This is a genomic window from Marinoscillum pacificum, from assembly GCF_024714495.1.
Classification (GTDB): Bacteria; Bacteroidota; Bacteroidia; order Cytophagales; family Cyclobacteriaceae; genus Marinoscillum; species Marinoscillum pacificum.
Map to the genome: position 1 here is coordinate 407,357 of NZ_JAMZMJ010000002.1, position 13,149 is coordinate 420,505.

The following is a 13,149-nucleotide window of genomic DNA, read 5'->3' on the forward strand; positions in this document are numbered from 1 at the left end:
AACAGATGAACAAAAATAGTCTAGGTCTACCGATCGGCACCACTCTTGATCGTTTTATCAAGAAAAAACAAGATGAGTTTGAGTTTGCAACAGGTGAGCTCTCTCAATTACTTAGAGATATAGCACTTGCAGGTAAAATCATTAACCGCGAGGTTAATAAATCTGGCCTTCTCGATATTGCCGGAGCATACGGATCCAAGAATGTTCAGGGAGAAGATCAACAAAAACTTGATGTGATCGCTAACATACGTTTTATCAGAGCTTTACGCAATGGAGGTCAAGTATGTGCTGTAGTAAGCGAAGAAGATGAGGAAATCGTACACCTCAATCCAAACTGTAGATACATCGTGGCAATTGACCCCCTAGATGGATCATCAAACATAGACGTAAACGTATCTATCGGCACTATTTTCTCTATATATAGACGTAAGTCGCCCGTTGGTGGACCAGTCAATGAAGAGGACATTCTTCAACCAGGCACTGAACAAGTGGCTGCAGGCTACATCCTTTATGGCTCTTCTACCATGCTTGTTTACACGACTGGTCATGGAGTAAATGGATTTACTTTAGAGCCTTCTTTGGGTGAATTTGTGCTATCTCATACAAACATGGTGTGCCCAGACGATGGCAATATCTACTCTATCAACGAAGGGAGTTATCATCAGTTTGACAAATCGATGCAGCAGTATACTGACTGGTGCAAAAAAGAGGAATTAACAGCACGCTATATCGGCTCATTGGTAGCAGACTATCATAGGAATATGTTAAAAGGTGGGGTTTATCTATACCCAAATACTAAAAAAGCTCCTAATGGCAAGTTGAGACTTATTTACGAATGCAATGCACTAGCGTTTATAGCAGAACAAGCCGGCGGCATGGCGACTGATGGTGAGCAACGTATTTTAGAAATCCAACCTACCACATTTCATCAAAGAACTCCTTTTTACATAGGATCAAAAAATATGGTAGAGAAGGTTTTGGAATTTGTCAGTTTAGAAAAGGCTGAAGCCTAATAACTCCCTAGGCAATAACATCATGGTAACCCCAAACTGAAACACAGTCCTGTTGTACCAAATATCATAATCCACCTCTATGGCATTCCCCTGGAATCCCCAAGAGGTGGTTTCTCCCTTGGTATGAAGTATGTATTGTGATAGTCCAAAATGCCATTTGAAATAGTTTTTAGAGGCGATAATCACTCCAGCACCAGGCTGTATATAAACACCTCCAGTATGGCTTTCATCCCACACATTTATGGGAGCAGCATATCCCGCTTTGGCATCCACATAAATTCTCATGGCTCGCTCATTCAAATAATAGCGACCGTACCCAAAGAAGTTTACAAAGTCATTGTAAACCCAATCATCACCCATATCCAGATCGTGTCCGGAAATACCTATTCCAGCTCCAATATCAAACTTTTCGCTTAGAGACATTCCAAGAGTTCCATCCCATTGAATACTTGACTCCCATCCAGCATGGAAAGCCAAACTCGTACCTGCAAAAAAGCTTTTCTTAGTATGATAACGTCTATGCTTATAGAAGAAAACTTCAGAAGCTGACAAGTAGTCAACGATCTTTTTAACTTCTATATGAATGGTATCCTCTGTGGAAAGTTTAAAATCCCAAATAGGACCATTTCTTTGCAAAATATGACCCACAAAATAGGACCCATCATGATAGGTCACGAGTGCTTTTTCTGGTGGAGAAGCTTGTGCTGAAAGCCCCATTCCTATCAAGCACAAGCAGCATATAATAAAGAGCTGTCTAATCAAAACCGAATATTACTGATAAGCAATAGATCGAAGTTATTATCTAATTGATATTGAACCAAACCATCTGGTGTAGCTATCAATAATATATCCGATCTGTTTGGATGAGCCATTACATCATACGCAGAAAAGTCGTTGATCGTCTCTTTCAATACAAGAGATCTTCTGTCAGAAGCATCAAACACCTTTAAGCCACTTTCACCTTCTCCCACATACAAATCATCACCAATCAGCGTCATTCCAAATGGGCTATCCATAATGATTTCTTGAATCTCAGTAACAAATTCGTTGCTTTCAATATCGATAACTAACAATTCGTTTTCATCACCTGGACATTCTGAAAACTCCCCAGTTCTTAAGGTTACATAAGCAGTAGTTTCATTGACAGGCAATACCGGATCACAAGAAGTCATGTGCCAATAAGCAGTCAACCACATTGGCTGCTCTCTATCACTAATATCATAGATATCTACAGAATTACTTGTTCCAATAAATAGACGATCTCCCATCGGGAAAACTGTCTCCATATTAGATCCCATGTTCTGACTAAATACTTGTTCAAACCCTACATCTGTTGTGAAAATATTCAGGTTACCTCTACTTACAGCATATACATGATCATCATACTCAATGATTCTATTGACCGAACCAATACCATTACTACTGTTTCCAGCAAAAGAAGCTGGAACAGAAGAAGGTGGAATCAAAGCATTATCAATATCATAGTAGTAGACATTATCATGTGTATCGTAAGTGAATACAGGATCATCTAAACTTAGCTCTTCAGTAATTTCTTTGTATTCAAACCCTATGATTGCACGTCCATCATTAGCGTAAATGGTCTCCAAAAACGCATTATTCACACGTGATTCTATTATTGGATCAGCTACATTGCTAATATCTACCTTTAGCATGTCATAAATACTTTCTGCGTACAAGTAACCATCAGAAACAAAATACTCTCTATTACCAGGAATATTTAAAAATGACTTAGGCACTGGATTTTGAGGATCTGAATTATCTATAATATGAATTCCATATCCTTCCTCTCCTACAAGGATCAAATTATCATGAACGAAAATCTTACCAGGGTCCGTGATTTCACGAGGCAAACCAACCAAAGGGGTAGCTCTTAATTCATCAAGATCACCATAAATAGCGGAGGCTTTGGTGTAGGTAACTGTTTTCTTTCCGAAATCATCTTCGCAGGACATTGCTACAATTCCTACCAAGGCAAAAAATACTACTGTTAGACGAGTCATAGTTTTGGCGTTTTAGGCGACATAATAACGAGACACTCAATGAGTTATTATGGTTGGAATTAAAAAACGAAGAAAACGGTACGAGGGTTGGATCGCCTATAAAAAAGAAGCCCCACAACTAGGATAGCTGCAGGGCATTCACCGCCATAATGATTAACTAATACCCAAATGTAAAACAGGTAAATGAAAATACCCAATTTTGGGTAGAAGAATTTTCAATAAATTATTTGGAATATTGAATTCTTGTGGTTGCCTTGCTCTTTTCACGGTCCAAAATCATCACTGAGAGCTCTCTATCGAGGTTTTGAGGACTACTTGTACTTAAAACATTTTTTACCCTATTTTCGGGAAGGTCAATGCGATACATGATGTTCAATAGCCTCTCAAAGTCATGATCCAGAAGGTACTTTACTACTTTGATCAAATGACTAATCAGTTGCTCTTCATTATTTTCATCATCGAGAATAATTTTTTCCTCTAAGCCAAAATCTTTTTGGATCAATTCTCGACTGATTGCTATAATTTTCTTTTCACTCATAGAACTGTAAAACTAGACATGTAAATTCACAGTTTCGACCAATTCAATAGATTTGGAAGACTATCGCTTAATGACCTTAATTAATTCTTCATCCAGACAAGCCCAATCCAATGATGACCGGATTGCTCAACTCTTTCGAGAGCACTACAGCATGCTATGCAATGATGTCAATAAGCTTTTGAGAGATGAATCACTATCTGAAGATCTGGTTCAAGAAGTTTTTATTACAGTGTGGGAAAAACAAAACGATGTTGAAATCACAGATCGATTCATTTATTATTTAAAACGCTCCTGCTATCATGCAGCTTTAAAATATCTCGGCAGTAAAACTTACCAATTAGAAACAGACTCCAATGAGAAGATTGCTACCTCACAGCAAACAGATGAGACTATTTTATCACGAGAGCTAAACGAAAAAATCCAACTAGCGATAGCATCCCTTCCTGAAAAAACACAACTAATCTTCACGCTAAGCAGGTATGAAGAACTTTCCTACAAACAGATAGCAGAACAGCTGAACCTCTCCGTTAAGTCTATAGAAAAACACATGGGCAAGGCACTTCAGCAACTCCGTGTTTCTCTAAACGAACACCTCACCACCCTATTACTGATCATATTTATGAAGTTTTTATAAAAAATCTCAACAGTCGAGTAGGGTCATCGCTCATTTATCGATTAGGTAAATAGAGATGACAAAAATTAACCACACATACGAGCAAATAGCCAGCTACCTCACTCGCAATATGAGCGAACAAGAGACGAAGCAATTTGAACTTTGGCTTATATCAGCTAGTCCAGAAGAGCAAGATCTTTTTGAGGCAACTAAAAAGCTTTGGGAAAAGACTACTCCAAGTGCTGAAAAATTTACACCCAATGTAAATCAAGCACTAAAGCAGGTTGAGATCAAGAGACAATTTAGACAGAGACCTCAACCAGTAAATCCATGGAAATACGCTGCTGTAGTTGCACTATTAATAGCAGCAAGTATCACCGCTTGGTTTCTTTATACTCTTCAACCCAGTCAGATAACTGAATTAGCTCAGAATGATATTAAAAAAGTTGACCTCCCTGATGGATCGATGATCTGGCTAAGTCCTGGAACCTCAATTTACTATGAAAACAATTTTCTGGATAACAGAGAAATACACCTTTCTGGAAAAGCCTTCTTTGAAGTAGCAAAAAGAAATGGACAACCTTTTACCGTGTTCAGTGCCAACACCAAAACTCAAGTACTTGGAACTTCTTTTAATCTGGAGACCAAAGCTAATGGACAAGTAGCTATACAAGTGACCACAGGAAAAGTTGCTTTCAGTGAAATCAATATGAAACAGACCGTATTCTTAACTCCAGGAAAACAGGCCGAATACACACCCAAAAGGGCTCAAATGATAACCACCAGTGAGGTTCAGGATGAAAATTACCGATCGTGGCAGACGCATAAACTGGCTTTTAACAATACGCCAGCATCTACCTTATTCGAAACATTAGAAGAATATTATCAGACCAACATAGAAGTCAGCAACAACCTCCAGAACTGCCGCTTCACCACCTCTTTTGACAATCAATCACTGGACGAAGTACTGGAAATATTAGAACTAACAGGAAATCTCAAAATAACTCAAACGAATCAAGGCTTCCAGGTTTCTGGATCTCCTTGCAACTAAAAGCCTAATCAAAAAATCATGATCAAAAACTCAATACTCACATTTTTGCTAATACTAAGCCTGACCGGATACCTATTCGGTCAGGACTTAAACCAGTCCATCAGTATTAAGGCTACTGATAAATCTTTGGAGGAAATACTGAAACTTATCTCCGATAAATATGATGTTTCGTTTTCTTACTTAAATAATGACTTGCCTGGCAATAAAATGGATGTAGATTTTGAAGGAATCAGCCTAGATCACGCTCTATCCAATCTGCTCGATGGGTTTGGATATGATCATATTTCGAAATCCGGAAAGATCATCATCAAAAAAGCTACTCCAATAGCTGAGGATGAATCTAAAGTCTTACCGACAGATACCATTCCTGAAGAAGAGGAAAATCCAGAACCAGAAGAAGATTCAGAGAACCCAAATCAAAACATCGTTTTAGGAGGAACTCAACCGGATCAAATTGAAACAGAACCTAGTCCAGAATTAGAAGAATTCTCCATAGCTGAAGAAGACCCTCAGGAAGAATATGCTCCCGTAAAGCGATACAATCCAGGCTCGGGAGTCCTAATCACTTATAAGTCTGGAGATAAAAAAGAAGAGGTTATTGAATATGAAGATCCCGGGCCAATTCAGCGATTATTCAGCCAGGAAGAAGATAGCATTGACGAAGAACCTCTTAAAACAAGAGTCGCTCATGCAGGACTATTTTACCCGTTTAGCACCAATGGGTACAATGCTAAAAACTATGTAAACAACCTATCATTCCATCTCATTTCAGGACTTTCTGGAGGTTTAGAAGGGTTTGAATTCGCTGGTGTGGCAAGTATCATCAAGGGCAATGCAGATGGCATACAAATTTCAGGTGTAGCCAACCTTGTCAATGGAAGCATGAATGGTGGCCAGTTTGCCGGAATCACGAATATTACCTGGTATGACTTTGAAGGGGTTCAAGCTGCAGGTATTGCAAACATCAGCTATGATCGAAACCTTGGCGCTCAAATCGCTGGAATCAGCAACATTTCTAAAGGAGCAGAAAGCGGGTTTCAAGCCGCCGGAATTACCAATATTTCGTATGGAAGATCACGTTTTGGTCAACTGTCAGGAATTTACAACTCTGCCTGGGCCATGAACGGAATTCAAGCATCATGCCTTGTGAACAACGTATCTCGAATGAATGGTGCTCAAGTTGCAGGTCTATATAATAAAGCAGGTAAGATATATGGAGCTCAAGTCTCTGGTTTTATCAACCGAGCAGGTGATATCCAGGGTGCTCAAATAGCACCTTTCCTGAACATCGCCAAAAAGGTAAAAGGTGTCCAAATTGGACTCATCAATATTAGTGATGAGATGCACGGCACACCAATCGGTCTATTCTGTTTGGCAAAACGAAATGGCTACTTTGATTTGGAAGTGTTCTACTCAGACGACTTCCAAGCCAACATGGCCTTAAAAGTAGGCGCACCTCATTTCCACAACATTTTCGCGTTTTCCTATGAAACAGATTACAAAAATAGATGGGCATATGGCTATGGGTTTGGTAGTCAATGGGGACGTGGAGATGTCAGATTGAACACCGACATCATATCCTATTATGTAGTAGAGGATGAATTTCCCAATGGAGGATTCAGTGATTTCGAACTCAATCTCCTAAGTCGATTCAGATTACTCCCAAGCTTCCATCTAGGAGATTTTGGAATCTTTGCAGGTCCAACTCTTAACTTTATGGCATCTGAGCACATGGATCCTGAGTCAGGTGTGATTGGTTCTGACATTACTCCAAAACCACTTTACGAAACCACGAACGAATACCAAAACATTAATTATAAACTCTGGATTGGATATCACGTAGGTATTCGAATCTAGATTCGGACAAAATAAAAAAGGGACATGCATCAGATACATGTCCCTTTTAAATATTTTGATTTCAATTTATTCTTTTTCCAACCAGTAGAAATCTTCCGCCTGAGGAATTGACTCCAGCATATCGATAATTTCTTGTGGAGGCACCACTACCTTGCGTTGTTTCAAATCCATGAATGCGCCAGTAGCTATAATAGTACAAGCAAGCTTGCCATTCTGCTTCAAAACATCCTGACGGAATTTCCAGATTTTCAAGTCTTTTCTAAAAGCTTGAGCTGTGCATGTCACAGTGATACGCTCATTCATAAATACCTCACTCTTGAATGATGTATCCTCATGAAATAGAATAGGACCATAACCCGAAGCCACCAACTTTGCTAAAGGCAAGTTGAGCTCATCAAACAATCCTACTCTCACTTGCGCCGCATAATCATTGTATGCGGTGTGCCTCATATGAGCATTTGGATCTAGATCCGCCCATATCACTTGAAATTCCTGCTTAAAAGGCTCCAATTATTCTTCCTCCATTTTTTTAGTCGACTTCTTAGGAGCCTTTTTCTCTTTCTTCTCTGCTTTTTCTTCCTTTTCCTCTTTCGGTTCTTCGAATAGTTCTGGAAGCTTAGCTGCTAATAAGTTGTACCAGGTTACCAACTTCTTGATGTCAGAAACATATACACGCTCTTCATCATATTCTGGCAAGATGAATTTCAAGAAAGACTTCAATTCATCACCTTCAGAAGTAGATGACAAACCAGTATCTCCATTGAATTCTTTATGAATTTTCACCATTACATCTTTCAAAGGAACAGCGCCCTCTTCATCAGTTGTATAGATCGAAATATCCGAAAGGATAGAAACTTTTGATTGCATGTTGGCAATCATCTTCTTTTTAGAATCATCTAAAGTCTCGAGGATCACACCTGTTCTGGTTGGTGATACTACTCGGTACAATCCGCCTTTACCGGATACTGATGCTACTTCACTAAAATCCATATGTAATTATAAGTCTATATCTTATGAGACGGCAAAAATAGCCATTAGCAACTAATCGCAAAATCAATGTTGCGATAGTCCAGCATTGACATCACGTATATATTGAATTAATTCATCCTTTCCGAAACCAGAAACTGTAGATGTCAAGAAATCGGGAGGCAGCTCCTCCCACTCTTTTTTCAGGGTTCTTTTGAATTTTGCCACACTGGACTGAGCTTTTGTTACTCCGTTCTTATCTGCTTTGGTAAAAACCAATCCCAGGGGAATTCCAGACTGCCCCAATGAATTGATAAAATCAAGATCTATCTGCTGTGGATCATGACGCGAGTCAATTAACACAAACACCATAGTCAGATTCTCTCTTTCCTGAAAATAGCGGCTGATCATCTTCTTCCATTCTGCCTGACTCTTTTTACTCACTCTCGCCCATCCATATCCGGGCAAATCGACCAGATACCAGGTATTATCAATCATGAAATGATTAATGAGTTGAGTTTTTCCAGGCTTGGAAGACACCTTGGCCAGTTTACCATTATTGGTGAGTAGGTTGATCAATGAGGACTTACCTACATTGGAACGTCCGATGAAAGCATATTCCGGTCTATCCGGCGAAGGACACTCCTCTACTCTCGAACTACTTTTTACAAACTCCGCAGATTTGATTGGGTTCATGGAATATTTTTTAACAATAAAGGAAAACGCGCTGTTAATGGGTTAATATTGCAAACAATTATGACGGTAGTACCTTACAAAGATAAGCAGGGCAGCAAGAAAGAACAGGTTGCCAGCATGTTTGATAGCATCAGTGGGAAATATGATTTCCTAAATCACTTCTTAAGCATGGGGATTGACATCACCTGGAGAAAGAAAGCGATCAAGATGCTCAAGAAGGATCAACCTAAGCAAATCCTTGATATTGCTACAGGAACAGGTGATTTTGCTATAGAAGCACTTGCCTTAAACCCAGATAAAGTAACAGGAGTAGACATCTCCGAAGGAATGCTTTCTGTGGGAAGAGAAAAAATGAAGAAGAAAGGTCTTTCTGATAAGATCGAATTATTCTCCGGTGACTCTGAGCAACTTCAATTTGAAGACAATAAGTTCGATGCAGTGATCGTTTCCTTTGGGGTACGAAATTTTGAAAACCTGGAAAAGGGACTATCGGACATGCACCGCGTATTGAAACCTGGTGGAAAAACGGTGATTTTAGAGTTTTCTAAGCCGAAAATGTTCCCTTTCAAGCAGCTATACAGTTTTTATTTTAAGTGGATTTTACCTAAAATAGGCAATACAATATCAAAAGACCAAGCTGCTTATACCTACTTACCTGAATCAGTACGGGAGTTTCCAGACGGAAAGAATTTCTTACAAATTTTAGATAAGGTTGGTTTTAAAGAAACTAAATGCAAGCCATTAACTCTAGGAATAAGTTCCATATACGTTGGCACCAAGTAGTTGTCCTTGGATTACTATTCATTCTAGCAACTCCTGCCAAAGCTCAGAACAACGTAGCTGAAAACCTACTGGATTATGACCAGGAATGGATTCACTATGGTTTCTTAATTGGAATTCATGAATCTAAATACAGAATTCAATATTCAGATGCTTACACCACAGATGCCTTTGACACTCTACACTCTATAGTTCCAGGAGCACTTCCAGGCTGGAAAGTAGGCTTCGTGGTGGACATGGCACTTTTAAACTATTTGAGTTTCCGAGTGCTGCCGACTGTAGGTTTTTATGAGCAGAACCTTACCTACCGCTACCGAGATAGAACATCACGAACTGAATTGAAGGACGCCACCATGGTGGAGTTGCCACTAATGTTGAAGTACAAATCAGCAAGAAGAGGCAATGTAGCCATGTACGTAACAGGAGGATTTAGCCCTTCTATTGAAGCATCTGGTAAAGGAGATGAGCTAGATACAAGAGAAAGATTACGACTCAGAGATATTAACATGGCTATTGATGCTGGAGTAGGATTTGATTTGTATTTTCCACTATTCAAATTTTCCCCTGAGGTGCGCTACTCCTGGGGATTCAGAAATATGCTTACCGGTGGAGAACCAAACTCCTATGATGAAGCACTTAAAAAATTGACCTATCAGAACATCACCTTCTACATCACTTTTGAAGGTGGTCCATCCTACTTGAGAAATAGAAAAAAGAAATGAAACCAATCGCGTTAATTACCGGAGCTACTAGTGGAATAGGAGAAGCAACAGCAAGAATATTAGCACCGAAATACCGATTGATCATTACTGGTCGTCGAAGTGAACGACTTGATCAGGTAAAAAATGAATTAGATACGGAAGTCATCACATTGAATTTTGATGTTCGTGATCGTGAAGCAGTAAATCAAGCAATTGAAAGCTTACCAGCAGAATGGCAAGAAATTGATGTGCTGATAAATAACGCTGGCAATGCACACGGATTAGCTCCGATTCAAGATGGAAGCGTAGATGATTGGGATGCTATGATTGACATCAACGTGAAAGGACTTCTTTATGTGAGCAAGGCCATCATTCCTGGAATGGTATCACGTAAAAAAGGACACATCATCAATATCGGTTCTATTGCCGGAATAGAAGCTTATCCAAATGGCAATGTATACAATGCTTCAAAATTTGGAGTAAATGCCATTTCTCAAGGCATGCGCCTGGACCTTAACCCTCACAATATCAAAGTAAGTGAGATCAAGCCAGGTCTCGTCCAAACAGAGTTTTCTGAAGTAAGATTTAAAGGGGACAAAGAAAAAGCAGACAAAGTGTACCAGGGATTTGATGCGCTGCAGGCTGTAGATATCGCAGAGACAATTGAATTCATTCTCTCCCGTCCAGCCCATGTCAACATTGCCGATATGCTCGTTTTCCCATCTGCGCAGGCATCTGCAACTATGGTAAATAAGAAAAGCTAAGCAGCCCCTTGCAATAGTCAATGCTTCAATTAGGTTTGCGGCAACAACATTACCCAAACATCTAGAAAACCTTTATGAAGCACGTTTTGATCTTAGGAGCAGGACGCTCCTCTACCTCATTGATCAATTATCTACTGGAGCATGCCTCTGAAAATGACTGGAAAGTCATCATCGGAGAGCAGGATACCGCTCTAGCCCAAAAGAAATTCCCTGAAGCAGAGGTGATTGCATTTGACATCATGAATCATGTGCAGTCCAAAGCAGAAATAGAAAAAGCAGATCTGGTCATCAGTATGATTCCAGCAAGCCTGCATATTTACGTTGCGAAAATCTGCGTAGAAGTAGGCCGAGACATGCTTACAGCATCGTATGTATCTGACGACATCAAAGCACTCTCAGATCAGTTCACCGAAAAAGGCAAACAGTGCATCATGGAACTCGGCTTAGATCCGGGTATTGATCACATGTCTGCCATGAAGGTGCTGGATCGTATAAAGTCTGAAGGTCATGAATTGACTGCTTTCGAGACATTTACCGGCGGACTACTTGCCAATGATGATAAAATGGAAAATCCATGGAAATACAAGTTTACCTGGAACCCAAGAAACGTTGTATTGGCAGGAACCGGCAATGTTAAATTCATTCAGGAAGATCGCTACAAGTACATCCCATATCAGCGACTGTTTGCCAGAACGGAAGTAATTCACGTGCCTGGTTATGGCTACTTTGAAGGATATGCCAACAGAGATTCTCTCAAGTATCTGGACTTGTATGGACTAAGAGGAATAAAAACCCTATATCGAGGCACACTAAGACGACCTGGATATTGCAAAGCCTGGAACATTTTTGTGCAGCTAGGAGCGACTGACGATACCTATTATATGGAAAACGTGAGTGAAATGACTCACAGACAGTTCATCAACTCATTCCTTCAGTACAACCCTCATGATTCGGTGGAGCTGAAACTAGCTCATTACATGAACATCGGGATGGAGTCAGAAGAGATGTTCAAGATGCAATGGCTGGACATGTTTACTGATGAGCTCGTTGGTCTAGAGAAAGGAACACCAGCACAAATACTTGAGCACATCTTAAAGAAAAAGTGGACGCTGGACGCTGAGGATAAAGACATGATTGTCATGTGGCACAAGTTCAATTATCTGGACAATGGTCAACCTAAAGAGATCCAATCTCACATGGTAGCTGTTGGAGATGATAGTGTGAACACAGCTATGTCCAAAACCGTAGGTTTACCTCTTGCGATCGCTGCCAAATTGGTATTGCAAGGAAAACTAAAAACTACTGGCGTAAACATCCCAACCATTAAGGAAATCTATGAACCAATTCTTGATGAATTAGAACAAATGGGATTTGAGTTTAGTGAGCGGGAGATCGGATAATTTTGAAAAATAGCTTACAGCTGACTTAAACTGTAAGCTATTTAAATACAAATACTTATGGGCAATGAGGATACATAGTTACCACATTGCTTGTTTTAGAAGAACACGTGTAATTTGCTCGAGCATATACAGAAGTTGTTTGACCACAATAAGCTCCATACAAAAATCCTGTACCAGTATGAGTCTGCTGAATTCCGTTGACATACCAGTTATATACAACTCCAGAGATTGGATTAGTTATTTCATACTCCCAGTGAGTTCTCTTGTTCGGAAGATAGCCTGGAATTAATTCCCAGCCACTCAATTGAGGTGTTGAAGTAGGATCCACAATTTTATCAATATCGATAAAATTTGTACAACTTTCATTATTACTATTCCCTCCAGTACCTTCCAGTCTTCCTGTGGTAAAATTACTTGCAAATTGAACTGTCACAGAGTTAGATGATTGACTACCTACAATTGACATGTTACCACTTACAACTTGCCAAGAAAAACTAGTTGGAACATATGATGTAGGTTTAAAAGTATATGTACGAGTACTTCCTGCGCAAACATTTTCCAACCCATTAATATCACAACTTATTGGATCATTTAATGCTGAAGCTTCTTCAAGAATAATTGGCTCATCAATTCCATTTGTCGTACAGCCAAAAACAATAAAAATCAATCCAACTGATAATAAATTTAGCTTTTTCATAATCATTATCTTTCTTATTTCACACAACGTAATAATAACCTATTTTTACCTC

Annotated in this window: 15 protein-coding genes; 8 read left to right on the forward strand and 7 right to left on the reverse strand. The window is 39.5% G+C overall.

What is annotated here, in order from left to right; genetic code table 11:
- Window positions 1-5 precede the first annotated feature (5 nt).
- Window positions 6-1,013 carry a class 1 fructose-bisphosphatase gene (gene fbp, locus NXS00_RS08585; protein ID WP_258098754.1) on the forward strand — a complete coding sequence of 336 codons (1,008 nt, stop codon included), beginning with the start codon at window positions 6-8 and terminating at the stop codon, window positions 1,011-1,013.
- Here the strand turns inward: fbp and NXS00_RS08590 are convergent.
- The 3 genes from NXS00_RS08590 to NXS00_RS08600 form a co-directional block, all read right to left on the reverse strand.
- Complete coding sequence (locus NXS00_RS08590) at window positions 993-1,730, reverse strand: hypothetical protein (protein WP_258098755.1); 738 nt, start codon at window positions 1,728-1,730, stop codon at window positions 993-995. The genes fbp and NXS00_RS08590 overlap by 21 nt on opposite strands.
- A gap of 41 nt (window positions 1,731-1,771) precedes the next feature.
- Window positions 1,772-3,034 carry an LVIVD repeat-containing protein gene (locus tag NXS00_RS08595; RefSeq protein ID WP_258098756.1) on the reverse strand — a complete coding sequence of 421 codons (1,263 nt, stop codon included), beginning with the start codon at window positions 3,032-3,034 and terminating at the stop codon, window positions 1,772-1,774.
- 223 nt (window positions 3,035-3,257) lie between these two features.
- Window positions 3,258-3,572 carry a hypothetical protein gene (locus NXS00_RS08600; protein WP_258098757.1) on the reverse strand — a complete coding sequence of 105 codons (315 nt, stop codon included), beginning with the start codon at window positions 3,570-3,572 and terminating at the stop codon, window positions 3,258-3,260.
- A 70-nt stretch (window positions 3,573-3,642) separates the two neighbouring features.
- On the opposite strand from NXS00_RS08600, the gene NXS00_RS08605 reads away from it, so the two are divergent.
- The 3 genes from NXS00_RS08605 to NXS00_RS08615 are packed head-to-tail and all read left to right on the forward strand — an operon-like array spanning window position 3,643 to window position 7,093.
- Entirely contained in the window at window positions 3,643-4,206 is a 564-nt protein-coding gene (locus NXS00_RS08605) for an RNA polymerase sigma-70 factor (RefSeq protein ID WP_258098758.1), read from the forward strand.
- A gap of 55 nt (window positions 4,207-4,261) precedes the next feature.
- Window positions 4,262-5,236, forward strand: a complete 975-nt coding sequence (locus NXS00_RS08610) for a FecR family protein (RefSeq protein WP_258098759.1) — start codon at window positions 4,262-4,264, stop codon at window positions 5,234-5,236.
- Window positions 5,237-5,254: 18 nt separating this feature from the next.
- On the forward strand, window positions 5,255-7,093 hold the full coding sequence (locus NXS00_RS08615; protein WP_258098760.1) for a hypothetical protein: 1,839 nt from the start codon (window positions 5,255-5,257) through the stop codon (window positions 7,091-7,093).
- Between the two features lie 66 nt (window positions 7,094-7,159).
- On the opposite strand, the gene NXS00_RS08620 is transcribed toward NXS00_RS08615, so the two are convergent.
- From NXS00_RS08620 to yihA, 3 genes are all read right to left on the reverse strand, one after another.
- The gene (locus NXS00_RS08620) at window positions 7,160-7,576 is read right to left on the reverse strand and encodes an acyl-CoA thioesterase (RefSeq protein WP_258098915.1); all 417 of its coding nucleotides are present in this window, start codon (window positions 7,574-7,576) and stop codon (window positions 7,160-7,162) included.
- A gap of 27 nt (window positions 7,577-7,603) precedes the next feature.
- Complete coding sequence (locus tag NXS00_RS08625; RefSeq protein WP_258098761.1) at window positions 7,604-8,083, reverse strand: DUF5606 family protein; 480 nt, start codon at window positions 8,081-8,083, stop codon at window positions 7,604-7,606.
- Window positions 8,084-8,146: 63 nt separating this feature from the next.
- Window positions 8,147-8,755, reverse strand: a complete 609-nt coding sequence (gene yihA, locus NXS00_RS08630; RefSeq protein WP_258098762.1) for a ribosome biogenesis GTP-binding protein YihA/YsxC — start codon at window positions 8,753-8,755, stop codon at window positions 8,147-8,149.
- A gap of 60 nt (window positions 8,756-8,815) precedes the next feature.
- Between yihA and ubiE the strand changes: the two genes are divergently transcribed.
- From ubiE to NXS00_RS08650, 4 genes are all read left to right on the forward strand, one after another.
- A complete protein-coding gene (gene ubiE / locus NXS00_RS08635; protein ID WP_258098763.1) occupies window positions 8,816-9,538 on the forward strand; it encodes a bifunctional demethylmenaquinone methyltransferase/2-methoxy-6-polyprenyl-1,4-benzoquinol methylase UbiE in 723 nt (240 codons plus the stop codon).
- Window positions 9,487-10,257 carry a type IX secretion/gliding motility protein PorT/SprT gene (gene porT, locus NXS00_RS08640; RefSeq protein ID WP_258098764.1) on the forward strand — a complete coding sequence of 257 codons (771 nt, stop codon included), beginning with the start codon at window positions 9,487-9,489 and terminating at the stop codon, window positions 10,255-10,257. The genes ubiE and porT overlap by 52 nt, the downstream gene beginning before the upstream one ends.
- Window positions 10,254-11,000, forward strand: a complete 747-nt coding sequence (locus tag NXS00_RS08645; protein ID WP_258098765.1) for an SDR family NAD(P)-dependent oxidoreductase — start codon at window positions 10,254-10,256, stop codon at window positions 10,998-11,000. Before porT ends, NXS00_RS08645 begins: the two co-directional genes overlap by 4 nt.
- Window positions 11,001-11,074: 74 nt before the next feature.
- Complete coding sequence (locus NXS00_RS08650; protein ID WP_258098766.1) at window positions 11,075-12,400, forward strand: saccharopine dehydrogenase family protein; 1,326 nt, start codon at window positions 11,075-11,077, stop codon at window positions 12,398-12,400.
- A gap of 55 nt (window positions 12,401-12,455) precedes the next feature.
- Here NXS00_RS08650 and NXS00_RS08655 read toward each other — a convergent pair whose 3' ends face one another.
- Window positions 12,456-13,097: a PKD-like domain-containing protein gene (locus tag NXS00_RS08655; RefSeq protein ID WP_258098767.1), complete on the reverse strand. Its 642-nt coding sequence runs from the start codon at window positions 13,095-13,097 to the stop codon at window positions 12,456-12,458.
- Between the last annotated feature and the right edge of the window lie 52 nt (window positions 13,098-13,149).

Excerpts from the sequence above, each read along its gene's own strand:
- NXS00_RS08615 (WP_258098760.1), top strand. The coding sequence starts at position 5,255 with ATGATCAAAAACTCAATACTCACATTTTTGCTAATACTAAGCCTGACC.
- fbp (WP_258098754.1), top strand. The coding sequence starts at position 6 with ATGAACAAAAATAGTCTAGGTCTACCGATCGGCACCACTCTTGATCGT.
- NXS00_RS08610 (WP_258098759.1), top strand. The coding sequence starts at position 4,262 with ATGACAAAAATTAACCACACATACGAGCAAATAGCCAGCTACCTCACT.
- NXS00_RS08595 (WP_258098756.1), bottom strand. The coding sequence starts at position 3,034 with ATGACTCGTCTAACAGTAGTATTTTTTGCCTTGGTAGGAATTGTAGCA.
- NXS00_RS08645 (WP_258098765.1), top strand. The coding sequence starts at position 10,254 with ATGAAACCAATCGCGTTAATTACCGGAGCTACTAGTGGAATAGGAGAA.
- NXS00_RS08590 (WP_258098755.1), bottom strand. The coding sequence starts at position 1,730 with ATGGGGCTTTCAGCACAAGCTTCTCCACCAGAAAAAGCACTCGTGACC.
- NXS00_RS08600 (WP_258098757.1), bottom strand. The coding sequence starts at position 3,572 with ATGAGTGAAAAGAAAATTATAGCAATCAGTCGAGAATTGATCCAAAAA.
- NXS00_RS08655 (WP_258098767.1), bottom strand. The coding sequence starts at position 13,097 with ATGAAAAAGCTAAATTTATTATCAGTTGGATTGATTTTTATTGTTTTT.
- porT (WP_258098764.1), top strand. The coding sequence starts at position 9,487 with ATGCAAGCCATTAACTCTAGGAATAAGTTCCATATACGTTGGCACCAA.
- NXS00_RS08605 (WP_258098758.1), top strand. The coding sequence starts at position 3,643 with ATGACCTTAATTAATTCTTCATCCAGACAAGCCCAATCCAATGATGAC.
- yihA (WP_258098762.1), bottom strand. The coding sequence starts at position 8,755 with ATGAACCCAATCAAATCTGCGGAGTTTGTAAAAAGTAGTTCGAGAGTA.
- NXS00_RS08625 (WP_258098761.1), bottom strand. The coding sequence starts at position 8,083 with ATGGATTTTAGTGAAGTAGCATCAGTATCCGGTAAAGGCGGATTGTAC.
- ubiE (WP_258098763.1), top strand. The coding sequence starts at position 8,816 with ATGACGGTAGTACCTTACAAAGATAAGCAGGGCAGCAAGAAAGAACAG.
- NXS00_RS08650 (WP_258098766.1), top strand. The coding sequence starts at position 11,075 with ATGAAGCACGTTTTGATCTTAGGAGCAGGACGCTCCTCTACCTCATTG.